We start from the raw sequence: 26,580 nt of genomic DNA on the forward strand, positions 1-26,580 counted from the left end.
CTGTTAGACTCCGGGCAGCCGACAGAGGAGGTGGTATGTGCCTGATCGTGTTCGCCTGGCGCCCCGGACACCCGCAGCCGCTGGTGCTGGCCGCCAACCGTGACGAGTTCTACGACCGCGCCAGCCTGCCGCTGGCCGAATGGGAGGATGCCCCCGGGCTGCATGCGGGGCGCGACCTGCGGGCCGGCGGCACCTGGCTGGGGGTGACGGCCGACGGCCGCTTCGCCGCCCTGACCAATATCCGCGACCCGCGCCAGCCGCGCGGCGCTCGCTCACGGGGCGAGCTGCCCGAAGGCTTTCTGCGCGGCGACGCCGACGCCGAGGCCTTTCTCGCCGACCTGGCCCGGCGCAGCGACGACTACAGCGGCTTCAACCTGCTGCTCGGCGATCGCCACGCGCTGTACTACTTCAATTCCGAGGAGGGCCTGGCGCGGCGCCTGGAGCCAGGCGTCTACGGCCTGTCCAACGCCCGGCTCGACACGCCCTGGCCCAAGGTCCGGCGCGCCACCGACGCCCTCACCCGCACCCTCGACGATCCGCAGCCGCAGCACCTGCTGGCCCTGCTCGGCGACCGCCAGCAGCCGCCGCGCGAACAGCTGCCGAATACCGGCGTCGGCCTGGACTGGGAGATGTTGCTGGCCACCGTGTTCATCGTCGGCCCCGGCTACGGCACCCGAGCCAGCAGCGCCCTGACCCTGAACGCCGAGGGCGGGCTGCGCCTGGTGGAGCGCAGCTTCGACAGCCAGGGCGAGGTCGCGGGCGAGGTCGATCTGCGGCTGGAACCGCAGCAGTAGATTTACGACCTTCGAAGCCAACGCCAGGCCGCAACGCCCAGCCGTGGTGGCCCGGTGGACGAGCGCCAGCGCATCGAAGGGGCGAAAGCGGCAAACCGGCACGCCGCGCCCGTTTCAACGCGACACGGCCGGCGCTCAGGCCATCGGAGTCTCTCAGTTCCGCCAGTCGCAGAAACAGCCCACCGCCAGGTTGCTGTCCGCCCGCACCGGCCGGCCTGCCACCAGGGCCTCGAGGATCGGCTCGATGAAGCTGTTGGCCGAGGTGCACACGGCGCCCTCGCTGTAAGGGCCGAAGTAGGCCAGTTCGCCGCGCTGATCCCAGATCGCCACCGCCGGGCTGGCCGGCAGGCCCTCGCTGCCGGGCAGCGACTCCAGCGGTTGCAGCGCCGCCAGGTTGGCCGGCAGACGACCTTGGCTGCCGGCCTTGCGCACCGCATAGAACTGCACGCCGCGCGCAGCGAACTGCTGCACCAGCTCGCCGAGGTGCTGCTGATTGCGGACGTTGCACGGGCAGGCCGGGTCCCAGAAGTGCACCAGGCGAATCGGACCCGGCCCGGCCAGGTCCGCCGGCAGGCGCAGCTGGCTGCCCATGAACAGCTCGGTGCGCTCCTCGAAGGGGCGGATGTAGCGGGACTGGAACCACTGGTAGGCGACCAGCATGGCGCCCAGCCAGAGGGCGGCGGCGAGGCTGACGAGCAGGAATTTGCGGCGGGAGGACATGATCGCGGCACCGGGGAAAGGCCCGTAGCTTGCCACGCCGCGCCCGACAGCAGAATATCGACGGCCTGTCCCGACCTCGAAGTTGCCATGACCGCCATGCCCCAGACCGTGCCCCAGCCCTTCCAGCCCGAGCGTCTGCGCGCCGGCCTGCGACCCTTGGCCGCGGCCACCGGGCCGATGCCGGACGAGGTGCTGGCCTACCAGCGCTACTACGGCCTGGACCTGCCGCAGCACGGCGCCGTGCGCAGCCGCCTCGGGCGCTTTTCGTGCGACGGCCTGGATCTGGTCGCGCAGCTGTGGCTGCCGCCCGAGCCCAAGGCGACGCTGATCCTGCTGCACGGCTATTACGACCACATGGGCCTGTACCGCCACGTGATCGACTGGGCCCTGGGCCTGAACCTCGCGGTGCTGGCCTGCGACCTGCCGGGCCACGGCCTGTCTGCCGGGGCGCGCGCCAGCATCGATGACTTCTCCGCCTACCAGCGCACCCTGCAGTGCCTGTTCGCCGAGGCCGCCAGCCTCGACCTGCCGCAGCCCTGGCATCTCTGCGGGCAGAGCACCGGTGGCGCCATCCTGCTGGACTTCCTGCTGCTCGGCGACAAACGCCCCGAGCCCGGCGCCACCATTCTCCTGGCGCCGCTGGTGCGGCCGCGCGCCTGGGGCCTGTCGCGGCTCAGCTACCACCTGATCGGGCCGTTCCGCTCGCAGATCCCGCGGCGCTTCTCGGAGAACTCCAGCGACGCCGAATTCCTCGAGTTCCTGCGCAATCACGATCCGCTGCAGCCGCGCCATCTGCCGACCGCCTGGGTCGGCGCCCTGGCCCGGTGGATCCCGCGTCTCGAGAAGGCCCCGCCCAGCCCGCTGCGGCCGCTGGTGGTACAGGGCGAGCAGGACATGACGGTGGACTGGCGGCACAACCTGCGGGTGCTGCAGGGCAAGTTCGATCAGCCGGAGGTGCTGCGCATCCCCGGCGCCCGTCATCATCTTGCCAACGAGAGCGAGGGCGTGCGCCGCGAGTACTTCGCCTTCCTCACCGAGCGCCTGAGGTAACGCGCCACCCTGTGAGAGCGGCCTCGGCCGCGATACCGACGAGTGCCGCCCTCACCCATCAGCCATAGCCCGGATGCAATCCGGGAAACAAGCGACTCCGCCTCACGACCCGCCTCGCCTTGCTCGGCGCGGCTGAGTCGTGGCGTCAGATGCCCTGCTGAGCCGGCTGCAGGTCGCTGCCGCCCTTTTCGGCCGCCAGCGCCGCGCGCAGGGCGGCCAGCGCCGCCTGGTAGTAGGCCTTGCCGCCGGGCGACTCGGCGAAGGCGGCGAACTCTTCCAACTCCGGGTCGGACAGCCCGCTATAGACATGCAGCAGGATGTTGTCGATGTCGCCCTCGATCTGCTGCTGCAGGCGCTCGCGCTGGCTCTGCAGGAGCATCTGCGTCTGCCCGCCACCAAACAGGCCCGGCACCATGGAGCTGAGGCTGTCGGCCGCGACGCCGGCCAGGGCCAGGCTGACCTCCGCGCCGGCCTCGGTGGCCGGCAGCGCCTGGGCCAGGTGGCGGATCAGCAGGCGCCGGGTGGCTTCCGCCTGCACCGGCGGCAGGCCGTCGGCATGTGCAGCCAGCCGCTCGCGGGAGGTCGCCTGCACCTCGGCCGCCACCACCTTGCGGCCCAGCGCCGATTCGAAGAACTGCAGCGCCGGCCGCGGGTCGGCCAGCTCCGCGCGCAGCGCGGCCTGGGCGCGCCGGTCCATGGCGGCGGCGGCGAAGCGGCGGTTGCTGTTGTCCACCAGGGCCTGGAACACCGCCGGCGGCAGGCTGGCCTGGTAGCGCTGCTGGGCCGCCTTGAGGGCGTCGGCGAAGTGGGCGCGCTGCTCCGGCCAGCCCGCGGCCTGGTAGAGCCGGTCGTGATCGTCGGCGGAAGCGGCGAAGCTGCACAGCAGCATGAACAGAGCGAATACGGCGCGCATGAATTACTCCTGTCTGGCGCGGCTATTGTAGGGGCCCGCAGGCGGCGCTGGTAGAATCGGCGCATGACCGAACCCCTCCTGCAACGGCTCCTGCCGCACATCATCGACGACCTGGCCGAGCGCGGCTGGTCGCGGCAGGCGCACGTCCTGCCGCAGTCTCTGACCCGCGAACTGGCCGAGGAGTGCCGCAACCGCGCCCGCAATGGCGCGCTGAGCCCGGCCGGCGTCGGCCGCGGCCAGGGCCTGGCGGTGCGCGAGGGCGTGCGCGGCGACAGCATCCAGTGGCTGGAGGCCGGCCAGAACGCCGCCTGCGACCGCTACCTGGCGACCATGGACGAGCTGCGCCAGGCGCTCAACCAGGCCTTCTACCTGGGCCTGGCCGATTACGAAAGCCACTTCGCCCACTATCCGCCGGGCGCCTTTTACCAGAAGCACCTGGATCGCTTTCGCGACGACGACCGCCGCACGGTATCGGCGGTGCTCTACCTCAACGACGACTGGCAGGCCGACCAGGGCGGCGCCCTGCGTCTCTACCCCGACAGCGGCGAGCCGCTGGACGTGCTGCCCGAGGCCGGCACGCTGGTGCTGTTCATGTCCGCCGATCTGCCCCACGAAGTGCTGCCGGCGACCCGCGAGCGCCTGTCGTTGACCGGCTGGTTCAGGCGGCGCTAACCCACCATGGGAGGACGCGGATGATGGAAAAACTGCTGGTCAGTCGCTGCCTGCTGGGCCACAGGGTGCGCTACGACGGCGGCGCCCACGGCCCCTACGATTTGCTGCAGCAGTGGCAGGACGAGGGCCGCCTGGTGCCATTGTGCCCCGAAGTGGCGGGCGGCTTGCCGACGCCGAGGCCTCCGGCGGAGATTCCCGGCGGCCAGGGCGGCGGCGTGCTGGAAGGTCGTCTGCCGGTGCTGACCGATGCCGGCGAAGACGTCACCGCGGCCTTCGTCGCCGGCGCCGAGATCGCCCTGCGCCTGGTCCGGCAGCACGGCCTGCGGGTCGCCGTGTTCAAGGCGCGCAGCCCGTCCTGCGGCAACACCCACAACTACGACGGTAGCTTCAGCGGCACCCTGGTCGAGGGCGAAGGCGTCACCGCCGCCCTGCTTAGGCGCCATGGCGTGCGGGTGTTCAACGAGGGGCAGCTGGCCGAGGCCGCCGCCGAGCTGGCGAGGCTGGAGGCGGAGTCGATTCGGTAATGATGGCGGTGCGCGCGACGCTCTCTGCCAGACGCACCTGCATAAAAAAGGGAGGCCGAGGCCTCCCTTTTTTTCGTTCGCCGGCTCAGCGCACCTGCGGCGTGGTCAGCTTGTCCAGCAGCGCGGCCTGGGCGTTGCGCGGGTTGGCGTTGCCGCTCGGGCTGAGGCGCAGGTAGCGGCCGTCCGGCTGCAGCACCCAGGCCTGGGTGTTGTCGGACAGGTAGCTCTCCAGCTCCTTCTTGACCCGGGTGATGAGCTTCTTGCCTTCCACCGGGAAGCAGGTCTCCACCCGCTTGTCGAGGTTGCGCTCCATCCAGTCGGCGCTGGAGAGATAGAGCTTCTCGTCGCCACCGTTGAGGAAGTAGTAGATACGGCTGTGCTCGAGGAAGCGACCGACGATGGAGCGCACGTGGATATTGTGCGACACGCCATGCACGCCCGGGCGCAGGCAGCACATGCCACGCACCACCAGGTCGACGCGCACGCCCATCTGGCTGGCCTTGTACAGCGCGCGGATGATCTTCGGGTCGGTCAGCGAGTTGACCTTGGCCATGATGTGCGCCGGCTTGCCCTCGCTGGCCAGCTGCGCCTCGCGGGCGATCATGTCGAGCAGGGTCTTCTTCAGGGTGAACGGCGCATGCAGCAGCTTCTTCATGCGCAGGGTCTTACCCATGCCGATCAACTGGTTGAACAGCTTGGAGACGTCCTCGCCGAGCGCATCGTCGGCGGTCAGCAGGCTGTAGTCGGTGTACAGGCGGGCGTTGCCGGCGTGGTAGTTGCCGGTGCCCAGGTGGGCGTAGCGGCGCAGCTCGCCGTTCTCGCGACGCAGGATCAACATCATCTTGGCGTGGGTCTTGAAGCCGACCACGCCGTAGATCACCACCGCACCGGCGGCCTGCAGACGGCTGGCCAGCTGCAGGTTGGACTCCTCGTCGAAGCGCGCGCGCAACTCGATCACCGCGGTGACCTCCTTGCCGTTGCGCGCCGCCTCGACCAGAGCGTCGACGATTTCCGAGTTGGCCCCGGAGCGGTACAGGGTCTGCTTGATCGCCAGGACATGCGGGTCTTTCGCGGCCTGGCGCAGCAGGTCCACCACCGGGGTGAACGACTCGAAGGGGTGCATCAGCAGGATGTCCTGCTTGCCGACCACGCTGAAGATGTTCTCGGCGTTCTGCAGCAGCTTGGGGATCACCGGGGTGAAGGTCGCATGCTGCAGCTCCGGGTGGCTCTCCAGCCCGGTGATGGCGAACAGGCGGGTCAGGTTGACCGGGCCGTTGACCCGGTACAGCTCGCTCTCGCTCAGGTTGAACTGCTTGAGCAGGTAGTCGGACAGCTGCGGCGGGCAGGTCTCGGCCACTTCCAGGCGCACGGCGTCGCCGTAGCGGCGGCTGAACAGCTCGCCACGCAGGGCCCGAGCCAGGTCCTCGACGTCCTCGGTATCCACCGAGAGGTCGGCGTTACGGGTCAGGCGGAACTGGTAGCAACCCTTGACCTTCATGCCGAGGAACAGGTCGTCGGCGTGGGCGTGGATCATCGACGAGAGGAACACGTAGTTGTCGCCCGCACCGCCGACTTCTTCCGGCACGCGGATGATGCGCGGCAGCAGGCGCGGCGCCGGGATGATGGCCAGGCCGGAATCGCGGCCGAACGCGTCGACGCCCTCGAGCTCGACGATGAAGTTGAGGCTCTTGTTCACCAGCAGCGGGAACGGGTGGGTCGGGTCGAGGCCGATCGGCGTGATGATCGGCGCGATCTCGTCGCGGAAGTAGCGGCGCACCCAGGTCTTGATCTTGGTGGTCCAATGGCGGCGACGGATGAAGTTGACCTGATGCTTGGCCAGCTCCGGCAGCAGCACGTCGTTGAGCACCGCGTACTGGCGGTCGACCTGCTCGTGGGCGATCTCCGAGATGCGCGCCAGCACCTGGCTGGGCAGCAGGCCGTCGGCACCGGCCTGCTCGCGGGCGAAGTTGATCTGCTTCTTCAGGCCGGCGACGCGGATCTCGAAGAACTCGTCGAGGTTGCTGGAGAAGATCAGCAGGAACTTGAGCCGCTCGAGCAGCGGGTAGGACTCGTCCAGCGCCTGCTCCAGCACGCGGATATTGAACTGCAGCTGCGACAGCTCGCGGTGGATGTACAGGCTGGCGTCGTCCAGCCCCGGGATCACCGGCGCCGGCGCGGGAGCCGGCTCGGGCTCGACGACGGGCGCGGCCTCGGCCACGGGGTCGGCCGGCAGCGGCTCGACCTCGAGCGCGGCTTCGACGATCTGCTTGTTGCTGAGTCCCTCGGTGTTCATGCCTTGCTTCCCTGGGGCGGCTTCAGCGCCCCGCTTTCAAGAGTTCTGCCGCACGCACGGCGAAGTAGGTGAGGATGCCATCGGCACCCGCGCGTTTGAAGGCGATGAGCGATTCTAGGATCACCGCCTCGCTCAACCAGCCGTTCTGGATGGCAGCCATGTGCATGGCGTATTCGCCGCTGACCTGGTAGGCGAAGGTCGGCACCCGGTAGGCGTCCTTCACCCGCCAGACGATGTCCAGATACGGCATGCCCGGCTTGACCATGACCATGTCGGCGCCTTCGGCCAGGTCGGACGCCACTTCGTGCAGTGCCTCGTCACCGTTGGCCGGGTCCATCTGGTAGGTGTTCTTGCTGCCCTTGCCAAGGTTGGCGGCCGAGCCGACCGCGTCGCGGAACGGGCCGTAGTAGGCGCTGGCATACTTGGCCGAGTAGGCCATGATGCGCACGTTGTGATGGTCGGCCAGCTCCAGCGCCTCGCGGATCGCCTGAATGCGCCCGTCCATCATGTCCGACGGCGCCACCACCTGGGCATCGGCCTCGGCGTGGGACAGGGCCTGCTTGACCAGCGCGTCGATGGTCACGTCGTTCATCACGTAGCCATCGTCGTCGAGGATGCCGTCCTGGCCGTGGGTGGTGAACGGATCGAGAGCCACGTCGCTGATCACCCCCAGCTCCGGGAACTTGGCACGCAGGGCGCGGATGGCGCGCTGGGCGATGCCGTCCGGGTTCCACGCCTCGGCGCCGTCGAGCGACTTCTTCTCCAGCGGCGTCACCGGGAACAGCGCCAGCGCCGGGATGCCCAGCGCCACCCAGTGCTCGGCGGCCTGCAGCAGCAGGTCGATGGACAAGCGCTCGACGCCCGGCATCGACGCAATCGACTCGCGGCGGTTGTCGCCGTCCAGCACGAACACCGGCAGGATCAGGTCGTCGACGGTCAGCACGTTCTCGCGAACCAGGCGACGGGAGAAGTCGTCGCGACGGTTGCGACGCAGGCGGGTGGCGGGGAACAGGCGATTGGCGGGGGTAAAGCTCACGACGGACTCCAGAACCCGCACGGCGGGCGAGTGTGACAGTTGTACCCGGCCATTATGACCAAATAATGAACGTCACACCCAGACTGCGACGGGCCGCCGCAGTTCCGCGCAGGCTCAGGCGGTTTGCAGGCGATCGCCGCGCGGCCAGAACAGCCACAGCAGGTTGCCCAGGCTCCAGGCCGCCAGCAGCAGCCAGGGCAGCGCGCCGCCGGGCAGCAGGCCGACCTGCTGGGCCCAGGCCAGCGCCGGCAGGTTGAGCAGCAGGCGCAGGGCCTCCAGCGGCCGGGCGAACGGCCGGTTCTCCAGCCAGGTGCCGATGCAGTAGAGGCCGAAGGCCACCCACAGCCAGGCGCCGACCAGCACGCCCAGGCCGTGTTGCGTGGCCATCGCCAACAGCCAGCTGGTACCGGCGACGTAGCCGGCGAACTGCAGCGCGGCGTACAGCTTCTGCCCGCGCGACAGCGGCACCTCGAATTTGCGGAATGCGGCCAGGTCCGGTTTCTCCAGCGGGTAGCACGCCGCCACGTCTGCCGGGCGCCAGCCGGTGGGCATGAACCAGATGCGCAGCCTGTCCCGCCAGGCGCCGGCGCGCACCGCGTCGTGCCACAGCTGGGCGTAGAACTGCAGGTTGGCCCACAGAGGATTCCAGCTGCGCAGCGGCGTGGTCACGCCGAACACCACCGGATGCTCGTCCAGTTCCTCCTGGAAGGTGCCGAACAGGCGATCCCAGAGGATGAACACGCCACCGTAGTTACGGTCCATGTAGATAGGATTCTGCGCATGATGCACGCGGTGGTTGGAGGGGGTGACGAAGAACCACTCGAACCAGCCCAGCTTGGGCACGTGACGGGTATGCACCCAGAACTGGTAGAGCAGGTTGAGCGCGCCGACGGTGATGAAGACCAGCGGCGGCACGCCGGCTAGAGCCATCGGCAGATAGAAGATCCAGCTCAGCAGGAAGCCGGTGCTGGTCTGGCGCAAGGCGGTGGAGAGGTTGTAGTCCTCGCTCTGGTGATGCACCACGTGGGAGGCCCAGAACACATTGCGCTCATGGCCGAAGCGGTGGTTCCAGTAGTAGCAGAAGTCATAGAACACGAACGCCAGCACCCATACCCAGGGCTCGTTGGGCAATTCGGTCAGGTGCAGGTGCTCGTAGGCGAAGGCGTAACTGAGCACGGCGATGGCCTTGCTCAGCAGGCCGCTGGCCTGGGACAGCACGCCGGCGCTGAGGCTGTTGAGCGAGTCCGCCAGGCGGTAGTAGCTGACCCCGCGCACACGGTCGGCGATCAGCTCGGCGGCGATCAGGAGAAAGAAAAACGGTACGGCGAGCAGGATCAGGTTCATGGTTCGGCACTGCGCAGGTTGACCTAAGCTGATCCTATGCCTGCTCAGGCAGGCGCTCGCGGCAGGGAATGCCAGGCGATGTGGCATTTGGCGACACCCTCGCTCGACGCTCGCCCGGGCGATCGGCGACACTGCGGCACAGTCCTTTGGCTTCATGGAGAACAGCATGCACAAACGAGTCGCGGTCATCCTTTCCGGCTGTGGCGTTTACGACGGCGCGGAAATCCACGAGAGCGTGATCACCCTGCTGCGCCTCGATCAGCGCGGTGCCAAGGTCCAGTGCTTCGCGCCCAACGTGGCGCAGATGCACGTGATCAACCACCTCACCGGCGAGGAAATGCCGGAGAGCCGCAACGTGCTCACCGAGGCGGCGCGCATCGCCCGTGGCGACGTGATGGACGTGCGCGAGCTGAAGGCCGAGCAGTTCGACGCGCTGATCCTGCCCGGCGGCTTCGGCGTGGCCAAGAACCTCTCCAACTTCGCCGTGGAAGGCGCAGGCTGCAGCGTGCAGCCGGACGTGCTGGCCGCGGCCCAGGCCTTCGCCCAGGCCGGCAAGCCGGTCGGGTTGATCTGCATCTCCCCGGCCCTGGCGGCGAAGATCTACGGCGAAGGCGTGTCCTGCACCCTCGGCGCCCAGGACGACCCAGCCGTGGAAGGCCTCACCGCCATGGGCGGCCAGCATGTCGAATGCGCGGTCGAGGACATCGTCGAGGACAGCGAGCGCAAGCTCGTCTCAACCCCCGCCTACATGCTCGCCGAGTCCATCTCCCAGGCCGCCTCCGGCATCAACAAGCTGGTCGACCGCGTGCTGGAGCTGGTCCAGCCGGCGCAAGGCTGATCGCGCCATAGTGCAGGGCACAGCCGCCGTGCCCCCTGTTCAGAGCCGCCCTCCTGCGGCAGCGTGAGCGTCACAGCCGCAGGAGCGCAGCATGAACGAGCCGGTTTTCGAGCTTTCCGAGGAACAGCGCCAGGGGGTGGAAGCCTTCTTCGAGCGCATCCCGTTCAACCGGGTGCTGGGCATCCGCATCGACGAACTGCGTGGCGACCGCGTAGTGATGAGCCTGCCGATGCAGCCGGAGCTGATCGGCAACTTCGTGCAGGGCATTCTCCACGGCGGGGTGATCTCCTCGCTGCTGGACGTGGCCGGCGGCGCCATGGCGCTGATCGGCGCCTTCAACAAGCACCAGCACCTGAGCCAGCCGGAGCGCATGCAGCGCCTGTCCAAGCTGGGCACCATCGACCTGCGCGTCGACTACCTGCGCCCCGGCCGCGGCCAGGCCTTCACCGCCACCGCAGTGCTGCTGCGCTCGGGCAACAAGGTGGCAGTGGTGCGCACCGAACTGCACAGCGACGACAGCACCCTGGTGGCGGTAGGCACCGGCACCTACCTGTGCGGCTAGCGATGACGGTAGGGTGCGCCGTGCGCGCCGAAAACCACCGAGGACTCTGCCCGTAGCCCGGATGCATCTGGGAAACCGGCCACTCCGCTCCCGGATTGCATCCGGGCTACCTGAGCGGCCCCGCTGAGCCCTCGCCCCGAAGCCCCCTTTCTCCAGTGGCGGTAGGCACCGGCACCTATCTGTGCGGCTAGCGGAGAACCGTAGGGGTGCGCCGTGCGCACCGAAACCCACCGAGGACTCTGCTCGTAGCCCGGATGCAATCCGGGAAACCGGTCACTCCGCTCCCGGATTGCATCCGAGCTACCTGAGCGGACTCACTGAGCCCTCGCCCCGAGGCCCCCTTCTCCAGCGGCGGTAGGCACCGGCACCTACCTGTGCGGCTAGCGGAGACCGTAGGGTGCGCCAGGCGCACCGAAACCCACCGGGGGCTACCTGAGCGGGCCGCCGAGCCCTCACACCGAGCCCCCTTCCCTCGTGAGACTCGTAGCTCGGATGCAATCCGGGAAGCCCTCCACTCCGCGGCCCCGCTTACCTCGCCAGGCGGGTGAGGATACGGTCCAGCGCATTGGCAAAGGCCTGCCGGTCCTTGTCCGAATAGGCCGCCTGGCCGCCACCCATCTGGCCCTGGTCACGCAGGTCGGCGAACAGGTTGCGGGTGGCCAGTTTGTCGCCCATGTTGCGCTCGTCGAACTCGCGGCCGCGCGGGTCCAGCGCCGCCACGCCCTTCTTCACCAGGCGGTCGGCCAGCGGGATGTCGCTGCAGATCACCAGTTCGCCGGGCACGGCGTGCTCCACCAGATGGTCGTCCGCTGCGTCCGGCCCGCTCGGTACCACCACCAGCTTCACGCAGGCGAAGTTCGGCCGCGCCACGGCCTGGCCGGCGACCAGCACCACTTCGAAGCCGCGCTTGAGGGCGAACTTCACCACCTGGTCGCGGGCCAGCCGGGGGCAGGCATCGGCGTCGATCCACACACGCATCTTGGGCTCTCTCAGTCGGACGAGGCCGCCATCTTAGCCGTGCCGGCGCGGCGCCGCTCGCCCAGCCAGCTGCGCCCGTAGAGCGTGGCGATGCCGATCAGCGCCAGGCCCTGGGCCGACAGGCTCCAGGCGTCGGGGTGAATGCCCAGCCAGTCGAACTCGAAGAACGCTACCGGGCGGGTGCCGAGCAAGCCGGCCTCCTGCAGGGCCGCCACGCCATGGCCGGCGAAGACTACCGAGAGCACGCACAGCAGCACGGCGTTGGCGCTGAAGAACGCGGCCAGCGGCAACTTGCGCGAGCCCTTGAGAATCACCCAGGCCAGGCCGAGCAGCAGCACCAGCGCCGCGGCCGCGCCGGCCAGGACCATGCCGTGACCGGCCGGGCCGGCCTGTAGCCAGAGGGTTTCGTAGAACAGGATGACCTCGAACAGCTCGCGGTACACCGAGAAGAAGGCCAGCACGGCGAAGCCGAAGCGGCCGCCGCCGCCGACCAGACTGCTCTTGATGTAGTCCTGCCAGGCCGCCGCGTGACGGCGGTCGTGCATCCACACGCCGACCCACAACAGCACCACGCTGGCGAACAGCGCGGTGGCGCCCTCCAGCAGTTCGCGCTGGGCGCCGCTGATGTCGATCAGGTACGCCGCCACCGCCCAGGTGGCGACACCGGCCAGCAGCGCCAGGCCCCAGCCGACATGCACGCTGCGCGCCGCGGCCTGCTGGCCGGTGTTGCGCAGGAAGGCGAGGATCGCCGCCAGCACCAGGATCGCTTCCAGCCCCTCGCGCAGCAGAATCAGCAGACTGGAAAAGAAGCTCAGCGAGGCGTTCATCGCGCCATCGGCCAGCAGCGCCGCGGAGGTCGCCAGCTCGGCCTTGGCCAGCTCAAGCGCCTGCGCCGCCTGGGGCACGCTGGCGCCGTCCTGCAGCGCCTGACGGTAGGCCATCAACGCGCGCTCGGTGGTCTTGCGCTGGGCCGCATCGAGGTTGTCCAGGGCGCTCTCGACCAGCTCGAAGCCCTCCAGATAGGCGCCGACGGACAGGTCGTAGGCCTGTTCGACGTTGCCATCACGGTACGCCGCCAGGCTCTGCTCCAGAGTGACGCGGGTGTGCTCGATCAGCTCGGCCGGGCCGCGCTGCACCTGCGGCGGCTGGGCGCGCCGGGCACGGAACGCGGCGACGTCGCCTCCGCCGGCGGCGATCTCGGCAGGCGTGCGTCCGGCCAGTTCGGCCATGGCGAAGGTCTTGGCGCTGGTGGCGGGCGCGGCGGTAAAGCCGGCGATGTAGCTCGCCAGGTCCCAGCGCTCGCGCTCGTCCAACTGGTCGGCGAAGGCCGGCATGTCGGTGCCTTCGATGCCCAGCCCCAGTGTGTTGAACAGGTCGTACAGGCTCAGATGATCCATCCGTGCGGCATCGCCCAGGTTGGCCGGTGGCGGCTCCAGGCCCAGCCCCGCCGGACCGTCGCCGGACCCTGTGTCACCGTGGCAGACGGCGCAGTGCTGGGCGTACAGTGGCGCGCCGCGGCTGGGGTCGGGGGTGATCGCCGGGGTCAGGCGCACCTGGTACAGCTCGGCCAGGCGTGCGGCCAGCTGGCGGGCATTGGCGGCGACGGCGGCGCCCTCGGCGCGGGCGTCGATATCGCGGCGCAGGTGCTGCACGCCCTGCTCCAGCTCGTCGCGTCCGGCCTTGGCCGGCAATGCGACGATCAGGCCCTGCAGCGCGCCGGCGAACTCCAGCTGCTCACGGTATTCGGCGGGGTCGACCACCTGGCCGGCGCTCACGGTGGCGGGATAGTCGGCGCCCAGGTAGCCCAGCAGGTGCAGGGCCTGGATCGCGCCATCGCCCGGTTCGGCCAGGGCGAACAGGCTGCACAGCGCCAGCAGGGGCAGGCACAGCCAGGCAAAGAGGGATCGGGACATCAATGCATTCCAAATGAGAATGAATGGCATTGAATTGTTGCCTAGCTAACGATTTCTCTCAAGCAAAATCGGAAATATTCGGTTACAGCTCGTCGAACACTCCGTTCGACAAGCTCAGACCGGCGCGCGCCGCACGGTAGCCAGCAGCGCCGCGGCACCGACGAACAACGCGGCGAAGGTGCGATTCATCAGGCGCTGCTGGCGCGGTGTGCGCAGGGCGCGCAGCACGCGGGCGGCGAGCCCGGTGTAGCCGGCCATGACGATCAGGTCGACCACGATCATGGTCACACCCATGATCAGGTACTGGGCCAGCAGCGGCTGGTGCGGGTCGAGGAACTGCGGCAGCACGGCGAGCATGAAGACGATCGCCTTGGGGTTGCTGGCGTTGACCAGGAAGCCGCGCAGCACCAGGGTCAGCGGGCGGCCGAGGGGACGCTCGGCGGAACCGGCGTCGAGGTCGCCCGGCAGGGCCTGCCATTGCTTGATCGCCAGCCACACCAGGTAGGCGACGCCGAACCACTTGATGGCGGCGAAGGCGGTGGCCGAGGCGGAGAGGATGGCGCCGACGCCAGCGGCGACGATGGCGATCTGCAGGGCCAGGCCGATCTGCAGACCCAGGGCGTTCCAGTAGCCGCGCCAGAAGCCGTACTGCAGGCCGCTGGACATGGAGGCGATGGCGCCGGCGCCCGGCGATAGGCTGATCACCCAGCAGGCGACGAAGAAAGCGAGCCAGGTTTCAAGAGCCATGGCGAGTACCTCGGAAAAGCGAAAGGGGCAGGCAGAACAGCCTACCCCTCCCTCGCACCGCCGGCCAGCCCGTCAGCGCCAGCGGCGCACGGCCTTCTGGAAGAACAGGCTGTTGGGCACCTGCAGCAGGCCGCCGCTGGCCTCGGGGCCCTGGTCTTCGAGGGTGGTGTAGAACAGGTTCACGCCGAGCACCCGGCCCTTGATGCCGGGCTTGTCGGCCACGTCGAGCAGCTCGACCACGTCGCCGATGCGGAACGGCCCCATGCCGAAGATCAGCAGGGCGCAGAACATGTTGGACAGCACGCTCCAGATGGCGAAGAAGGCCACCGCGGCAACGGCGGCGAAGCCGGTCAGCGCCGTCCACAACACCTCGGCCGACACACCCAGGCGCTCCAGCACCAGCATCATGGCGCTGCCGATGATGATCCAGCGCAACAGCCCGCGCAGCGGCACCAGAATCTCCGCCGGCAGCAGGCTGTAACGCGAGCCAAGCCCGGTGATGCCGCGGCTGACCAGGCGCTGCGCCAGCCACGCGAGGATCAGGATCAGCAGGACTTGAGCCGCCACGGTCAGCGGCTCGCGCCAGGCGGCGAGCAGCTCGAGCTCTTCCATCAATCGGCCTCCTCCAGTTGTCGCTGCAGCTCCTCCAGGGTCTCCAGGGCCAGCAGCCAGGCCTCTTCCAGCTCGGCCTCGGAACCCTTCAGACGCGCCTGCTCGGCCAGCAGTTCACGCAGTTCGTCCTTGCGCGCGCCGTCGTACAGGCCGCTGTCACCGAGCTTCTGTTCGACGCCGGCGAGCTTCTCCTGGACCTTGCCCAGCTCCTGCTCCAGCTTGTCGGCCTGCTTCTTGTGCGGCGCCAGCTGCTGGCGCAGGGCAGCGGCGGCCTGGCGCTGGGCACGCTTGTCGGTCCGGTCGGCGGCCGGGGCGGCGGTCGCCTGCGGCTGCTGGCGAGCCCGGTAGTCCACCAGCCAGCGGGCATAGTCGTCGAGGTCGCCCTCGAACGGCTGGATGCGCCCGTCGGCGACCAGCATGAACTCGTCGGTGGTGCTCTTGAGCAGATGGCGATCGTGGGACACCACCAGCACGGCGCCGGCGAAGTCCTGCAGGGCCATGGTCAGGGCCAGGCGCATCTCGAGATCAAGGTGGTTGGTCGGTTCGTCGAGCAGCAGCAGGTTGGGCTTCTGCCAGGCGATCAATGCCAGGGCCAGGCGCGCCTTTTCGCCGCCGGAGAAGTTGACCACCACTTCGTCGCAGCGCGCGCCGCGGAAGTCGAAGCCGCCGAGGAAGTCACGCAGGACCTGCTCGCGTTCGCCCGGGGCGATGCGCTGCAGGTGCAGTAGCGGACTGGCCTTGGCGTCCAGCGAGTCGAGCTGGTGCTGGGCGAAGTAACCAATGGCCAGGTTTTCGCCGCGCGCCAGATTGCCGCCGAGCACCTCGAGGTCGCCGGACAGGGTCTTGATCAGAGTCGACTTGCCGGCACCGTTGGGGCCGAGCAGGCCGATGCGCGCGCCGGGCGCGAGGCTCAGCTTGACCTTGTCCAGCACCGCCTTGTCGCCGTAGCCCAGACGCGCCTCAGACAGGTTGAGCAGCGGGCTGGAGACCTTGTCCGCCTCGCGGAAGGCGAAGTCGAAGGGCGAATCGACGTGGGCCGGCGCCAGCTCCTCCAGACGCTCCAGGGCCTTGATCCGGCTCTGCGCCTGGCGGGCCTTGCTGGCCTTGGCCTTGAAGCGACGGATGAAGTCTTCCATGTGCGCACGCTGCGCCTGCTGCTTCTCGTAGGCCTGCTGCTGCTGCGCCAGGCGCTCGACGCGGGTGCGCTCGAAGGCCGAGTAACCGCCGCGGTAGAGGGTCAGCTTCTGTTGTTCCAGATGAGCGATGTGGTCGACCACGGCATCGAGGAAGTCACGGTCGTGGGAGATCAGCAGCAGGGTGCCGGGGTAGCCCTTGAGCCACTCCTCCAGCCAGAGGATGGCGTCGAGGTCGAGGTGGTTGGTCGGCTCGTCGAGCAGCAGCAGTTCGGACGGACACATCAGCGCCTGGGCCAGGTTCAGGCGCATACGCCAGCCACCGGAGAAATCGCCGACGCGGCGGTCCATCTGCTCGGCGGTGAAGCCGAGGCCGGCCAGCAGCTTGCGTGCGCGGGCATCGGCGGTGTAGCCCTGGGCGTTGTCCAGCTCGGTGTGCAACCGGGCGATGGCGGCGCCGTCATGGGCCGCCTCGGCGCGGGCCAGCTCGGTCTGGATGGCGCGCAGGTGGACGTCGCCGTCGAGCACGTAGTCCGTCGCCATGCGCTCGAGGTTGTCGACCTCCTGGCGCATGTGGGCGATGCGCCAGTCGGCCGGCAGCTGGCAATCGCCGGCGTCGGGGCCGAGCTCGCCGCGCAGCAGCGCGAACAGGCTGGATTTGCCGGCACCGTTGGCACCGATGAGACCGACCTTCTGGCCGGTGTGCAGGGTCAGTTCGGCGCCTTCGAGCAGGCGCTGCGGACCGCGCTGTAGAGTGAGGTTCAGGAGTCGGATCATAATGGCCGCGGAGTCTACCAGCTTCCCCCCGCTGCCGCCCGGAGAGCCGCATGCCGACTGACCTGTGGAGTTTCGCCCTGGCCTGTTACGCCCGCCCCGGCGTGGAGGCGACCTGCCTGCGCCTGCAGGACGACGGTGCGGATGTCTGCCTGCTGCTCTGCGCCCTGTGGTTGGAGCGGCGACGGGTAGCCTGCAGCGCCGAACGACTCGCCCAGTTGCAGGAGATTGCCGAGCCCTGGCAACGCCAGGTGGTGCAACCGTTGCGGGAATTGCGGCGGGCCTGGAAGGCGGCGGCTCGGCATGATCCGCAGCTGGCGAAGCTACGCGATCGGATCAAGGCGCTGGAGTTGGAGGCCGAGCGCGAACTGCTCGAACGACTGGATCAGGCGACCCGGAAATGGCAGGCCACGGACAATGCCGTGGCCTGGTTGGAGCAGCTGGTCGAAGACCGCGGCGCGCGCGAGCTGCTGCGCGCCGCGGCCGTGCCGACTTAAGCGGAGGGAGCGGCGCTGCCGTTGCCGGTAGTCGGCGCGGGAGTGGCGCTGCCGGCAGGCGCTGCAGGCTTGGCCGCTGCAGGGGTGCTGGCCGGTTTCGCCGCGGGCTTCGCAGCCGGTTTCGCGGCGGCGGGCTTGGCGGCGACAGGCTTCTTGGCAGCCGGTTTGGCGGCCGGCTTCGCAGCGGTTCTGGTCGCCGGCTTGGCAGCCGGTTTTGCAGCAGGCTTGGCGGCAGGCTTGGTCGCGGCGGGCTTCGCAGGAGCCTTGGCAGGCGCCTTGGCTGCAGGCTTGGCAGCAGCCTTGGTAGCGGGCTTTGCCGCGGCCTGGGTGGCGGGTTTGGCGGCAGGTTTGCTGGCCGCTTTGACCGGGGCCTTGGCCGCCGGTTTGGCTGCAGGCTTGACGGCCGCGGGCTTGGCAGCGCTGGCCGGCTTCTTTGCCGCCGGCTTGGCGGCGGTCTTGGTGGCGGGTTTGGCCGCGGGTTTGGCGACAGCCCTTACCGGCGCCTTGGCAGCGGCAGGCTTGGTCGCAGTTGTGCGGCTGGCGGGCTTCGCCGCAGCCTGGGTCGCCGGCTTGGCAGCGGCCTTCTTAGCCACCGGTTTGGCGGCCGGTTTCGCGGCGGGCTTGGCGGCAGCGGCGCGACTGTCGAGCGCCTTGGCGGCCGCCTCGCGTACCTTGCCCACACCCTGGGCCAGCTTCAGGCTTTCCTGGGCGTCGCGCTTGAGCTGGGCGATGTAGCCGCGGGTTTCGGCCTGACGGGTCTTGAGTCCGTCGAGCAGGTCCTCCAACTCGGCGACGGCGGCCTTGGCCTTGTCCTGCGCCTTGCCTTTGCCGGCCTTGGCCGCGCTCTGCAACTTGGCGCGGGTGTCGAGCAGTTTTTGCTGGGCCTTGCCGCGCTGCTTTTCCAGTTTGGTCAGCATGCCTTCGGCGTCGACCAGTGCTTGCGTGCAGGCCTTCTCCAAATGCTCGAGCAGGCTACCGGAGAGTTGCTGGAGCAGATGCAGAGGAGTGCGTACAGACTTCTTGTTGTTGGCCGGCATGGCGTGCCTCCTAACGGACATTGGTGATCCCCATACTAGACGGCCGATTCGCCGGTCGCTAGCACCCCAGACGGCGGCAGGCATAATCACCGGCAAATTTTTTCGGAGATATTTTCATGTGGCGCTTCTCGTTGTTGCTCCTGTGTCTGCTACCCGCGCTATCGCCGGCGGCCAGCGAGGAGGAAGACCTGGCCTACAGCCTGGGCGTCCGGCTCGGCGAGCGGCTGCGCGACGAGGTTCCAGACCTGCCACTCGAAGCGCTGCTCCAGGGGCTGCGCCAGGCCTATCGCGATGAGCCTCTACGTTTGCCGCAGGAGCGCGTCGACGCCCTGCTCGACATGCATGAGCAGCGCATCGCACAGAGCCGCGACGAGCGTCAGCAGGCCGCCGAGGGACGCTTTCTCGCCCAGGAAAAATCCCGCCATGGCGTGCGCGAACTGGAAGGCGGCGTGCTGGTAAGCGAGCTGCGCGCGGGCAGCGGTCGCCAGCCGCAGGCGAACAGCCGGGTGAAGGTGAGCTACCGCGGCGAGCTGGCCGACAGAAGCCTGTTCGATCAGAGCGAGGGGCCGCAATGGTTCCGCCTGCGCGCGCTGATTCCAGGCTGGCAGACGGCGCTGCGACAGATGCCGGTGGGCGCGCGCTGGCGCATCGTGATTCCCGCCGAGCAGGCCTATGGCGAGGAAGGCGCCGGCGACCTGATCCCGCCCAACGCGCCCCTGGTATTCGAGGTGGAGCTGCTCGACGTCGCCAACTGAGCGGCATGAAAAAGCCGCCTGATGAGGCGGCTTTTTCGTATCCGGGTCACGCTCAGAGCGGCGTCGCGGTGGCCTGCTGTTGGTGAGCGTTGTGCAACACTTCGATCAGGCAGTCTTCCAGCTCGAAGCGTTCGTGCAGCAGCTGACCCAGGCGCTTGAGTTCACCGTTGAGCGAAGCGTGATCGCGGCAGTCGCCGCTGTCGCAGCGGTCGTTGAAGGCCAGCGCCACTTCGGTGATGGCCTCGATGCGCGGGTAGATCTGCTTGGCCAGCTCCAGACCACGCTGGTCGCCGAAGGCCTTGGCCTCGACGGTGAGCTGCTCGTATACCTCGAAGTGACCGGCCGAAACGTAGTCGACCAGGATCTCGCAGAAGCGCTGCACATCCTCGCCGAAGGAGGACGCCTGCGGCTTGTCGCGGAGTGCCCCGAAAGCGCTTACCAGCTCGTGGCGCTCCTGCAGCCAGCGGTCGATCAGCTGGTGTACACCACCCCAGCGTTCCTGGGCGTTCTGGCAGCTCTCGAGCATGATGTCTCACTCCCTTACTGGTGAATGCCGAATACGCCAGCCCCGAGACATTTTATTGTCGGCTCGCGGAGTCTCGGGAAGCGCCCGGTCGAAAACGGCGAATTAATGACGAGGCGCTGGGCCAGAGTATGCCCACTCGCCGCGAGCATCAAGTCATGCCGATCAGCTGCGGCGAAACAGCTGGAACAGGCCGAACAGCATCATGCCGATGAACGCCAGCAGGCTCCACTCCGGCACGCTGAGGCCGAACAGGGTCCAGGTCACTTCGGCGCAGTCGGCGGTGCCATGGAATACCAGGCGCACGATCTCCTGCAGCGGCAGGGCCTCCATCATGAACTCCAGGCTTGGCAGGCAGGCCTCGAGCTGATCGGCCGGCACGCTCTGCAGCCAGACCTGGCGCGCCGCGGTGGCGGCACCGCCGGCGGCGAACAGCAGCGCCAGCACCGCGTAAACGCGGCGCCCGGTGCGGGCCGGACCGTGGATGGCGGCGATCAGGCAGACCAGGGCGAAGAGAATGACGAAGATGCGCTGGACGATGCACATCGGGCAGGGGCTGAGACCGACCACGTGCTCCAGGTAGAGCGCGCCGCCCATCAGGGCCAGGCAGCCGAGGAAGGCGAGCAGGAACAGGGTACGCGGGTTGGCCAGCGCCATGGGAACTCCGATGCGGGGCGAGAAAGGCGCCTACGGTAGAGTAAAGCCGACCGGCGTTTCAAGGCGGTGGCGGGCGCCCCGTCAGTGACAGGGCGCCGCACGTCAGGCCGGCGATCCTAGCGCGCAGGCTGCGGCAACTCCGGCAGGCGCTGGCCCTGCAGCGTCAACAGCTCCTGCAGCAAGCGATTGCTCTGCTCGGCGTCGCCCTGGCTGGCCAGCAGGCGCGCCAGTTCGGCGCAGGTCTCCGGGTCGCGAGCAAACTCGAGACTGATCTCGAAATACTCGCGGGCCTTGCCCCACAGGCCGTTCTGCAGACACAGGCGACCGAGGGCGAGAAGCAGCTGCGGGTCCTGTGGATGCTGCTTGAGCAGATCCTCGGCGGTCTGCAGCTGACGGGCCGCATCGCGCCCGCGCAGCTTTCCGTAGAGGCGGATCAAGCGTGGGTCGTAACCCTGCTTGAGGGCCTTGCGCACGATTTCCTCGGCCTCCTCCTGGGCGCCCAGCGCGCGCAGCTGTGTGGCGTAGGCCAGCAGCAGTTCGGCGTCCTGGCGTTGTGTCGAAGAAAGCTGCTGCCAGGCCTGGGTCAGTGGCTGCAGGGCCAGCTCGCCCTGGTCCAGCCCACGCTCGCCGGCACCCTGCAGACGGGCGATCCACACCCGGCGCTCCAGCGAGGCCAGCGTGTCGCTCTCCAGCACCTTGGCCTTGCGCAGCTCCGGCAGCAGCTCCATCAACGCCGCCCAGTCGCCGCGTTCGACCAGTGTGCGCTGCAGCTGATCGAGCACCAGGTGATGGCGCGGATGACGTTCGCGCATGGCCTGCAGCGTGTCCAGCGCGCCGTCCAGGTCGCCCTGCTCACGCTGCAGTTCGGCATGGGTCAGGGCGATCGCCAGCTCGGCCTGGGGCTGGCGCTGCAGGGCCTTTTCCAGCAGGGCGTCGCGCTGCTCGATGCGGCCCTGCCGGTGGGCCGCACGGGCGGCGCCGAGGTAATACATGAGCGGCTGGCGCGCGCCTTCGGCGGCCAGGGAAAGATGGCGCTCGGCGCGCTCCCAACGACCCTCGATCAGGTCCAGCAGGCCCTTGTCGGCGGCCATCTGCTGGCGCCGTCCGCGCTGGCGGCGCGACCAGGGATTGACCAGCCCGCCGGACACCAGCAGCAGCCGCAGCAGTGCCCGCAGCGCCCACACCAGCAGCACGGCAAGCGCGATCAGCAGCAGGAACACCCACAGGCTCGACTCGTAGCGCAGGCCCTTCCAGGCGATCAGCACGTAGCCGCTGTGCTCGGCGACGGCCACGCCCAGCGCGGTGGCGGCGGCCACCACCAGGACCAGAAGCAGGACGGCGCGGATCATTGCCCGCCCTCCTCGGTCGCTTCCACCTGGGGCTCGCTGCCCGGCTCGGCTTCATCCTCGGGCGCCAGCTCCGCGGCTTCGCGCCGCTTGAGGTAGGCCTGCAGGCTGCCCAGTGCGTCGTCCAGCCTCGGCAAGCGGGTCGTCACCGGCTGGCCGGACAACTCCTCGACGCGTTTGCGCAGCGCCTGCACGGCCTGATTGTCGCGATCGAAATAGCTGTCCAGCACATCGCCGGCAGACGCCAGGGCCTGGCGATAGACCTCCTGCTCGCCGTTGAGCGCGCCCCACTGAGCCTGTTCCAGGGCCAGCGCCAGGGTCAGGCGCACCTGCGCCAGGCTCTGCCCGGCCAGCTGCGGACGCACGTCCTGGTCGGCGTGCAGGTCGATGCGCACATAGCGCGACAGCTCCTGCCAGAGTTCTTCCCAGCGGCTGCTGTCGCTGGCGTTGACGCTGCTCTGCACCTCGGCCGGCAGGATGTATTCGGGGGCGAGCAGCTGCAGCTGGGCGGCCTGTTCGCGCAGGGCGGCCAGTTGCAGGAACAGGCCGGAGCGATCCAGTTGCGGCAGGCTGCGCAGGGCCTCCAGCACCTTGATCAGCTCGCCGCGGGCGGCGAAGGCCTGCGGGTCGTTCTGCGCCCGCAGGATGTCGTCGGCGCCCTGTACCAGAGCGACCGCACTCTCCACGTCCTGCAGCGCGGAGAGGCGCAGCATGGCCAGGCGCAGCAGGTGCTCGGCCTCGGCCAGGCGCCAGTCCTCGCGGCTCTTGCCGAGCACGCCGGAGAGGCTCTGGGCCAGGCGCTGCTGTTCGCCCTGCAGGGACACCAGCAGATCGCGCTGGGTGGCCAGGTCATCGGCGGTGGGCAGTCCGGCCAGGCGCTGGGCGACCCGGTTCTCGCTCTCCTCGACCTGCTGTTTGGCCACATCCCCGACTTGCCGCACCTGGCTCAACTGCTGCGCGGCCTGGCCTTGCTGCTGATACAGCTGCCAGGCACTCCAGCCGCCGACGCCGAGGCCGGCCAGGCCGATCAGCAGGGCCAGCCAGGCCGGGCCACTGCCTTTGGCGCTGGGCGCACGCGGCGGCTGTTCGACGGCGGGTTGCGGGGTCTGTTCGCTGATCTGCGGGGTGGTTTCGCTCACGAGTCCTTCCTTATGCATCAGAGGCCGGCGCCGGATGGGCGCGCAGGGCCGCCAGAACAGCCGCAGCACTGGCGCCGCGACAATCGATGACCTGCCGGGCACCGGCCGCGCGGGCCAGTTCGGCCACCCGCGGGCTGGGTACCAGCAAGGGTAGCCGAGACAGCTTCGCCCAGGCACCGGCGGCCAGCTGGCGGAGGTTGTCCAGGCCCTGGGCGCTGCTCGCCAGCAGGGCGTTGAGGCGCTCGGCCTCGACCAGGCGCTCCAGCGTACCGGCAGGGTATTGAGGGCGCACGCGCCGATAGAGTTCCAGATAGTCCACCTGTGCGCCACGCGTGCGCAGGGTCTCGGCGATCAGCTCGCGACCGCCCTCGCCGCGCATCAGCAGCACGCGCGGAGACTCCGACCGCAGGACGTGGTCGAGTTCCGGCAGCGCCAGCAGCGCCTCGCTGTCGTCGCCGGCGCTCGGGCAGCAGGCCGCCAGGCCATGGGGCGCGAGATGGTCGTCGAGGATCTGTGCGGTGGCGGCGCCGACGCTGAACCAGCGCAGTGTGGCCGGTGGTTGCGGCCAGTGACGACCGAGCAGATCGAGGCCCAGGCGTGCGGCCGACTTGCTCACCACGATCACCGCGCAGTAGCGATCCAGGTCCCGGATGAGGGCGCGCTGCTCGGACGTCTCCGCCAGCGCCTCGGTCTCCAGCAGTGGCAGGCTGCGGCTGAACACACCGGCCTCGGCCAGCGTGGCGGCCAGCGCCTCGCACTCGGCGGCCGGGCGGGTCAGCAGCAGGCGCCAGCCCGTCACTCGGCCGCGGCCTCGCCGTACACCGCCTTGAGGATGGCCTCGGCACCCTGGGCCAGCAGTTGCTCGGCCACCTGCACGCCGAGTACTTCGGCGTCTGTGCCACGGCCTTCGGCGCGCAACAGCAGGCCGCCATCGGGTTGACCGACCAGGCCGCGCAGCCACAGCTGCTCGCCTTCGAGCAGCGCATAGCAGGCGATCGGCACCTGGCAGCCGCCGTTGAGGCGCTTGTTCAACGCGCGCTCGGCGTTGACCCGCTGCGCGGTCTCGGCGTGGTGCAGCGGCGCCAGCAGCGCATGGATCTCGGCATCGGCGGTGCGGCACTCGATGCCCACGGCGCCCTGGCCACCGGCCGGCAGGCTGTCGTCGACGCTGATCGAGGAGCGGATGCGCGCCTCGAATCCGAGGCGGATCAGGCCGGCGGCGGCGAGGATGATGGCGTCGTATTCGCCGACGTCCAGCTTGGCCAGGCGGGTGTTCACGTTGCCGCGCAGGAAGTGGATCTTCAGGTCCGGTCGGCGCGCCAGCAGCTGGGCCTGGCGACGCAGGCTGGAGGTGCCGACCACGCTGCCGGAGGGCAGGGCCTCGAGGCTGTCGTAGGTGTTGGAGACGAATGCGTCGCGCGGGTCTTCGCGCTCGCAGATGCAGAACAGGCCGAGGCCCTCGGGGAAGTCCATCGGCACGTCCTTCATGGAGTGCACGGCGATATCGGCCTCATGCTCCAGCAGGGCGGTCTCCAGCTCCTTCACGAACAGGCCCTTGCCGCCGATCTTCGCCAGCGGCGCGTCGAGCAGCTTGTCGCCGCGACTGACCATGGGCACCAGGCCGACCTTCAGCCCCGGATGGGCCTGCTCCAGGCGGGCTTTGACGTACTCGGCCTGCCACAGGGCCAGGGCGCTCTTACGGGTGGCGATGCGGATTTCGCGGGGCATGGGCAATTCCAGAAAGCGGACTGCCGCGGATGATAACAGGATGGCCGGCGCACGCCCGCAGCCCTGTCGCCGCAGGCAGCGCCGCCGGCGTCAGAGGCTGTGCATCAGCTTGCGCACACCGGCCACGTGGCGGCGGCTGACGGTCAGCGCGTCGGCACCGAGGCCCTTGAGGTAGAGCTGGAAGTGACCGAGCGGCGTGCGCTGCAGGCGCTCGATGCGTTCGCGGGCCACCAGGGCGTTGCGGTGGATGCGCACGAAGCGATCGCCGAACTCGTCTTCCAGCGCCTTCAGCGGCTCGTCGAGCAGCACTTCGCCGCCCTCGTGGCGCAGGGTCACGTACTTGTGGTCGGCGATGAAGAAGATCACCTGCTCCAGCGGGATCAGCTCGATGCCCTTGCGGGTACGCGCGCTGATATGGCTGCGCGGACCGGCGCCGTTGCCGCCGGCCGCCGGGCGGGTGAGCGCGGCGAGCTGTACCCGGTTGGGCCGCTCGGCCTTCTTCAGCGCGGCCGCCAGGGCCTCGGGGCGGACCGGTTTGACCAGGTAGCCAACGGCGCTGACGTCGAAGGCCTCCAGGGCGAATTCATCGTGGGCGGTGCAGAAGATCACGGCCGGCGGCGCCTCGCGCTCGCACAGTCTGCCCGCCACCTGCAGGCCATCGAGGCCGGGCATGCGGATGTCCAGCAGGACCACGTCCGGTCGCAGGCTGTCGATCAGCGTCAGGGCCTCCTCGCCATTGCTGGCCGAGGGCTCGAGGACACGGTATCCCTCGAGCTCGCCGACCATGCGGGCCAGTCGCTCGCGGGCAAGGGGTTCGTCATCGACGATCAGCACATTCATATTGCTCGGGCTTCCTGCATGAGTCTCGAACAAGGATAGCGTAGACAGGTGAAGTGGCGCCCGTCACGGCGGTCCACGCTGAGACTCGCGGCGGGACCGAAAAGTGCCGCCAGTCGCGCGTCGATGTTCATCAGCGCCTGATGGGTCCCGCGTGACGGTTGCCGCTCGGTGCTCTCCTGGAACGGGTTGCTCACGCAGAGCTGGAACACCCCTTCCCGGTAACTCGCCTCGATCCGCACCAGCCCGCCCTCGATGCGCGGCTGGATGCCATAGATCAAGGCATTCTCAAGCAGCGGCTGCAGGGTCAGCTGGGGAATCGGCAGATCCATTGGCACCTCATCCACCTGCCACTCCAACTGTAGTCGCTCGCCGAGCCGATAGTGTTCGATCGACAGATATCGCCTTGCCAGCTCCAGTTCCTCGCTCCACGGCACCAGCGTGCCGGGCTTGGCCAGGCTGGCGCGGAACAGGTCGGAGAGATCGAGCACCGCCTGCTCGGCCTTGTTCGGGTCGATGGCCACCAGGCTGGCGATGCTGTTCAGGCTGTTGAACAGAAAATGCGGGCGGATACGCGCCTGCAGCGACTCGATGCGCGCCTTGAGCTCAGCCTGCTGCTGCCGGCGCCATTGGCTCTGCAGGTAGAAGTAGCGCAGCATCAGCGCCGACATGATCAACGCGATCAGCGAATGGCGCAGATACAGGTTGACCTCGCCGTCGCGCGGCAACGGGCCACCCAGTTCGTAGTAGTCGGCCACCGCCGTGCCGGCCAGGGTCAGCCCCACCACCATGCCGCAGCACAGCACCCCGGCGAGCGCCGCACGCAGGCGCGCCAGCAACGGCCGCAGGCGACACAGCAGCGCGGCCGAGAGCAGCACGATCCACTGCACGAACAGCGAGGTCAGCGCCAGGCGCACCCAGTTGAAGCCGGGCAGCATCGGCTCGGCCAGCACCAGCACCAGCACCAGCAGCTCGGCCAGCAGCACCAGGCTGAGCAGCGCCTCGGGCTCGCACAGTTCCGGGAGGAAGAAATCGTCGTCCGGGGCGAGCGTCTGCCCCTTGTTGAACCAGTGGATCTTCATCCGCGCAGTTTCCTCGCGTGCGCACCGAGGCGGCAAGCCAGAGCGCTCCGGTCGGGCCAAAACGGGGCTCCAAATG

At 69.0% G+C, this 26,580-nt stretch carries 27 protein-coding genes; 8 read left to right on the forward strand and 19 right to left on the reverse strand.

The window, feature by feature from the left end; translation table 11 throughout:
• Positions 1 to 35 precede the first annotated feature (35 nt).
• Complete coding sequence (locus tag NF616_RS12470; protein WP_252273600.1) at positions 36 to 794, forward strand: NRDE family protein; 759 nt, start codon at positions 36 to 38, stop codon at positions 792 to 794.
• A 153-nt stretch (positions 795 to 947) separates the two neighbouring features.
• On the opposite strand, the gene NF616_RS12475 is transcribed toward NF616_RS12470, so the two are convergent.
• Entirely contained in the window at positions 948 to 1,514 is a 567-nt protein-coding gene (locus tag NF616_RS12475) for a DUF6436 domain-containing protein (RefSeq protein WP_252273601.1), read from the reverse strand.
• 108 nt (positions 1,515 to 1,622) lie between these two features.
• Between NF616_RS12475 and bipL the strand changes: the two genes are divergently transcribed.
• Positions 1,623 to 2,564 (forward strand): phospholipase BipL, encoded by a 942-nt coding sequence (bipL, locus tag NF616_RS12480; RefSeq protein WP_252273664.1) that lies wholly within the window; start codon positions 1,623 to 1,625, stop codon positions 2,562 to 2,564.
• 145 nt (positions 2,565 to 2,709) lie between these two features.
• On the opposite strand, the gene NF616_RS12485 is transcribed toward bipL, so the two are convergent.
• The gene (locus NF616_RS12485) at positions 2,710 to 3,477 is read right to left on the reverse strand and encodes a hypothetical protein (RefSeq protein ID WP_252273602.1); all 768 of its coding nucleotides are present in this window, start codon (positions 3,475 to 3,477) and stop codon (positions 2,710 to 2,712) included.
• A 63-nt stretch (positions 3,478 to 3,540) separates the two neighbouring features.
• Between NF616_RS12485 and NF616_RS12490 the strand changes: the two genes are divergently transcribed.
• Positions 3,541 to 4,149 carry a 2OG-Fe(II) oxygenase gene (locus NF616_RS12490; RefSeq protein ID WP_252273603.1) on the forward strand — a complete coding sequence of 203 codons (609 nt, stop codon included), beginning with the start codon at positions 3,541 to 3,543 and terminating at the stop codon, positions 4,147 to 4,149.
• A gap of 23 nt (positions 4,150 to 4,172) precedes the next feature.
• Positions 4,173 to 4,673 carry a 2-thiouracil desulfurase family protein gene (locus tag NF616_RS12495; RefSeq protein WP_252273604.1) on the forward strand — a complete coding sequence of 167 codons (501 nt, stop codon included), beginning with the start codon at positions 4,173 to 4,175 and terminating at the stop codon, positions 4,671 to 4,673.
• An 85-nt stretch (positions 4,674 to 4,758) separates the two neighbouring features.
• Here NF616_RS12495 and ppk1 read toward each other — a convergent pair whose 3' ends face one another.
• From ppk1 to NF616_RS12510, 3 genes are all read right to left on the reverse strand, one after another.
• A complete protein-coding gene (gene ppk1, locus NF616_RS12500) occupies positions 4,759 to 6,966 on the reverse strand; it encodes a polyphosphate kinase 1 (RefSeq protein WP_252273605.1) in 2,208 nt (735 codons plus the stop codon).
• 22 nt (positions 6,967 to 6,988) lie between these two features.
• Positions 6,989 to 8,002: a porphobilinogen synthase gene (gene hemB, locus NF616_RS12505; RefSeq protein ID WP_252273606.1), complete on the reverse strand. Its 1,014-nt coding sequence runs from the start codon at positions 8,000 to 8,002 to the stop codon at positions 6,989 to 6,991.
• 114 nt (positions 8,003 to 8,116) lie between these two features.
• Positions 8,117 to 9,346, reverse strand: a complete 1,230-nt coding sequence (locus tag NF616_RS12510) for a sterol desaturase family protein (protein ID WP_252273607.1) — start codon at positions 9,344 to 9,346, stop codon at positions 8,117 to 8,119.
• Positions 9,347 to 9,512: 166 nt separating this feature from the next.
• Here NF616_RS12510 and elbB point away from each other — a divergent pair, with 166 nt between their 5' ends.
• Together elbB and NF616_RS12520 are read left to right on the forward strand one after the other, a co-directional pair.
• Entirely contained in the window at positions 9,513 to 10,184 is a 672-nt protein-coding gene (elbB, locus tag NF616_RS12515) for an isoprenoid biosynthesis glyoxalase ElbB (RefSeq protein ID WP_252273608.1), read from the forward strand.
• 91 nt (positions 10,185 to 10,275) lie between these two features.
• On the forward strand, positions 10,276 to 10,746 hold the full coding sequence (locus tag NF616_RS12520) for a thioesterase family protein (RefSeq protein ID WP_252273609.1): 471 nt from the start codon (positions 10,276 to 10,278) through the stop codon (positions 10,744 to 10,746).
• A 528-nt stretch (positions 10,747 to 11,274) separates the two neighbouring features.
• On the opposite strand, the gene NF616_RS12525 is transcribed toward NF616_RS12520, so the two are convergent.
• The 5 genes from NF616_RS12525 to NF616_RS12545 form a co-directional block, all read right to left on the reverse strand.
• Positions 11,275 to 11,724, reverse strand: a complete 450-nt coding sequence (locus NF616_RS12525) for a YaiI/YqxD family protein (protein WP_252273610.1) — start codon at positions 11,722 to 11,724, stop codon at positions 11,275 to 11,277.
• Between the two features lie 11 nt (positions 11,725 to 11,735).
• On the reverse strand, positions 11,736 to 13,637 hold the full coding sequence (locus tag NF616_RS12530) for a cytochrome c/FTR1 family iron permease (RefSeq protein WP_252273611.1): 1,902 nt from the start codon (positions 13,635 to 13,637) through the stop codon (positions 11,736 to 11,738).
• Between the two features lie 114 nt (positions 13,638 to 13,751).
• Positions 13,752 to 14,384 carry a homoserine/homoserine lactone efflux protein gene (gene rhtB, locus NF616_RS12535; protein ID WP_252273612.1) on the reverse strand — a complete coding sequence of 211 codons (633 nt, stop codon included), beginning with the start codon at positions 14,382 to 14,384 and terminating at the stop codon, positions 13,752 to 13,754.
• Between the two features lie 72 nt (positions 14,385 to 14,456).
• Positions 14,457 to 14,996, reverse strand: a complete 540-nt coding sequence (locus tag NF616_RS12540; RefSeq protein WP_252273613.1) for a mechanosensitive ion channel family protein — start codon at positions 14,994 to 14,996, stop codon at positions 14,457 to 14,459.
• Positions 14,996 to 16,906, reverse strand: coding sequence for an ATP-binding cassette domain-containing protein (locus tag NF616_RS12545; RefSeq protein WP_252273614.1), 1,911 nt, complete (start codon positions 16,904 to 16,906; stop codon positions 14,996 to 14,998). Before NF616_RS12545 ends, NF616_RS12540 begins: the two co-directional genes overlap by 1 nt.
• A gap of 50 nt (positions 16,907 to 16,956) precedes the next feature.
• On the opposite strand from NF616_RS12545, the gene NF616_RS12550 reads away from it, so the two are divergent.
• The gene (locus NF616_RS12550) at positions 16,957 to 17,400 is read left to right on the forward strand and encodes a TIGR02444 family protein (protein ID WP_252273615.1); all 444 of its coding nucleotides are present in this window, start codon (positions 16,957 to 16,959) and stop codon (positions 17,398 to 17,400) included.
• Here NF616_RS12550 and NF616_RS12555 read toward each other — a convergent pair.
• Positions 17,397 to 18,437, reverse strand: coding sequence for an AlgP family protein (locus NF616_RS12555; RefSeq protein WP_252273616.1), 1,041 nt, complete (start codon positions 18,435 to 18,437; stop codon positions 17,397 to 17,399). The genes NF616_RS12550 and NF616_RS12555 overlap by 4 nt on opposite strands.
• 116 nt (positions 18,438 to 18,553) lie before the next feature.
• On the opposite strand from NF616_RS12555, the gene NF616_RS12560 reads away from it, so the two are divergent.
• The gene (locus NF616_RS12560) at positions 18,554 to 19,192 is read left to right on the forward strand and encodes an FKBP-type peptidyl-prolyl cis-trans isomerase (protein ID WP_252273617.1); all 639 of its coding nucleotides are present in this window, start codon (positions 18,554 to 18,556) and stop codon (positions 19,190 to 19,192) included.
• 52 nt (positions 19,193 to 19,244) lie between these two features.
• Here the strand turns inward: NF616_RS12560 and rsd are convergent, their stop codons facing one another.
• The 8 genes from rsd to NF616_RS12600 all read right to left on the reverse strand — a co-directional run bounded on the left by rsd (position 19,245) and on the right by NF616_RS12600 (position 26,504).
• A complete protein-coding gene (rsd, locus tag NF616_RS12565; protein WP_252273618.1) occupies positions 19,245 to 19,718 on the reverse strand; it encodes a sigma D regulator in 474 nt (157 codons plus the stop codon).
• 162 nt (positions 19,719 to 19,880) lie between these two features.
• Positions 19,881 to 20,372 (reverse strand): disulfide bond formation protein B, encoded by a 492-nt coding sequence (locus tag NF616_RS12570; RefSeq protein WP_252273619.1) that lies wholly within the window; start codon positions 20,370 to 20,372, stop codon positions 19,881 to 19,883.
• Positions 20,373 to 20,488: 116 nt separating this feature from the next.
• On the reverse strand, positions 20,489 to 21,721 hold the full coding sequence (locus NF616_RS12575) for a heme biosynthesis HemY N-terminal domain-containing protein (protein ID WP_252273620.1): 1,233 nt from the start codon (positions 21,719 to 21,721) through the stop codon (positions 20,489 to 20,491).
• Complete coding sequence (locus tag NF616_RS12580; RefSeq protein WP_252273621.1) at positions 21,718 to 22,857, reverse strand: uroporphyrinogen-III C-methyltransferase; 1,140 nt, start codon at positions 22,855 to 22,857, stop codon at positions 21,718 to 21,720. The genes NF616_RS12575 and NF616_RS12580 overlap by 4 nt, the downstream gene beginning before the upstream one ends.
• Before the next feature lie 10 nt (positions 22,858 to 22,867).
• A complete protein-coding gene (locus NF616_RS12585; protein ID WP_252273622.1) occupies positions 22,868 to 23,656 on the reverse strand; it encodes a uroporphyrinogen-III synthase in 789 nt (262 codons plus the stop codon).
• On the reverse strand, positions 23,653 to 24,585 hold the full coding sequence (gene hemC / locus NF616_RS12590; protein WP_252273623.1) for a hydroxymethylbilane synthase: 933 nt from the start codon (positions 24,583 to 24,585) through the stop codon (positions 23,653 to 23,655). The genes NF616_RS12585 and hemC overlap by 4 nt, the downstream gene beginning before the upstream one ends.
• 90 nt (positions 24,586 to 24,675) lie before the next feature.
• Positions 24,676 to 25,425 (reverse strand): LytR/AlgR family response regulator transcription factor, encoded by a 750-nt coding sequence (locus tag NF616_RS12595; RefSeq protein ID WP_252273624.1) that lies wholly within the window; start codon positions 25,423 to 25,425, stop codon positions 24,676 to 24,678.
• Positions 25,422 to 26,504 carry a sensor histidine kinase gene (locus NF616_RS12600; protein ID WP_252273625.1) on the reverse strand — a complete coding sequence of 361 codons (1,083 nt, stop codon included), beginning with the start codon at positions 26,502 to 26,504 and terminating at the stop codon, positions 25,422 to 25,424. Before NF616_RS12600 ends, NF616_RS12595 begins: the two co-directional genes overlap by 4 nt.
• Between the last annotated feature and the right edge of the window lie 76 nt (positions 26,505 to 26,580).

Origin of the sequence: Pseudomonas subflava, from assembly GCF_023823685.1 — a bacterium.
Classification (GTDB): domain Bacteria; phylum Pseudomonadota; class Gammaproteobacteria; order Pseudomonadales; family Pseudomonadaceae; genus Aquipseudomonas; species Aquipseudomonas subflava.

Bases quoted from the DNA above. Each gene is read 5' to 3' on its own strand.
- NF616_RS12490 (WP_252273603.1), top strand. From the start codon at position 3,541: ATGACCGAACCCCTCCTGCAACGGCTCCTGCCGCACATCATCGACGAC.
- rhtB (WP_252273612.1), bottom strand. From the start codon at position 14,384: ATGGCTCTTGAAACCTGGCTCGCTTTCTTCGTCGCCTGCTGGGTGATC.
- NF616_RS12545 (WP_252273614.1), bottom strand. From the start codon at position 16,906: ATGATCCGACTCCTGAACCTCACTCTACAGCGCGGTCCGCAGCGCCTG.
- rsd (WP_252273618.1), bottom strand. From the start codon at position 19,718: ATGCTCGAGAGCTGCCAGAACGCCCAGGAACGCTGGGGTGGTGTACAC.
- NF616_RS12560 (WP_252273617.1), top strand. From the start codon at position 18,554: ATGTGGCGCTTCTCGTTGTTGCTCCTGTGTCTGCTACCCGCGCTATCG.
- NF616_RS12550 (WP_252273615.1), top strand. From the start codon at position 16,957: ATGCCGACTGACCTGTGGAGTTTCGCCCTGGCCTGTTACGCCCGCCCC.
- NF616_RS12475 (WP_252273601.1), bottom strand. From the start codon at position 1,514: ATGTCCTCCCGCCGCAAATTCCTGCTCGTCAGCCTCGCCGCCGCCCTC.
- NF616_RS12540 (WP_252273613.1), bottom strand. From the start codon at position 14,996: ATGGAAGAGCTCGAGCTGCTCGCCGCCTGGCGCGAGCCGCTGACCGTG.
- NF616_RS12510 (WP_252273607.1), bottom strand. From the start codon at position 9,346: ATGAACCTGATCCTGCTCGCCGTACCGTTTTTCTTTCTCCTGATCGCC.
- elbB (WP_252273608.1), top strand. From the start codon at position 9,513: ATGCACAAACGAGTCGCGGTCATCCTTTCCGGCTGTGGCGTTTACGAC.
- NF616_RS12555 (WP_252273616.1), bottom strand. From the start codon at position 18,437: ATGCCGGCCAACAACAAGAAGTCTGTACGCACTCCTCTGCATCTGCTC.
- NF616_RS12495 (WP_252273604.1), top strand. From the start codon at position 4,173: ATGGAAAAACTGCTGGTCAGTCGCTGCCTGCTGGGCCACAGGGTGCGC.
- NF616_RS12600 (WP_252273625.1), bottom strand. From the start codon at position 26,504: ATGAAGATCCACTGGTTCAACAAGGGGCAGACGCTCGCCCCGGACGAC.
- NF616_RS12575 (WP_252273620.1), bottom strand. From the start codon at position 21,721: ATGATCCGCGCCGTCCTGCTTCTGGTCCTGGTGGTGGCCGCCGCCACC.
- NF616_RS12595 (WP_252273624.1), bottom strand. From the start codon at position 25,425: ATGAATGTGCTGATCGTCGATGACGAACCCCTTGCCCGCGAGCGACTG.
- ppk1 (WP_252273605.1), bottom strand. From the start codon at position 6,966: ATGAACACCGAGGGACTCAGCAACAAGCAGATCGTCGAAGCCGCGCTC.
- NF616_RS12530 (WP_252273611.1), bottom strand. From the start codon at position 13,637: ATGTCCCGATCCCTCTTTGCCTGGCTGTGCCTGCCCCTGCTGGCGCTG.
- NF616_RS12470 (WP_252273600.1), top strand. From the start codon at position 36: ATGTGCCTGATCGTGTTCGCCTGGCGCCCCGGACACCCGCAGCCGCTG.
- hemC (WP_252273623.1), bottom strand. From the start codon at position 24,585: ATGCCCCGCGAAATCCGCATCGCCACCCGTAAGAGCGCCCTGGCCCTG.
- NF616_RS12485 (WP_252273602.1), bottom strand. From the start codon at position 3,477: ATGCGCGCCGTATTCGCTCTGTTCATGCTGCTGTGCAGCTTCGCCGCT.
- NF616_RS12520 (WP_252273609.1), top strand. From the start codon at position 10,276: ATGAACGAGCCGGTTTTCGAGCTTTCCGAGGAACAGCGCCAGGGGGTG.
- NF616_RS12525 (WP_252273610.1), bottom strand. From the start codon at position 11,724: ATGCGTGTGTGGATCGACGCCGATGCCTGCCCCCGGCTGGCCCGCGAC.
- NF616_RS12570 (WP_252273619.1), bottom strand. From the start codon at position 20,372: ATGGCGCTGGCCAACCCGCGTACCCTGTTCCTGCTCGCCTTCCTCGGC.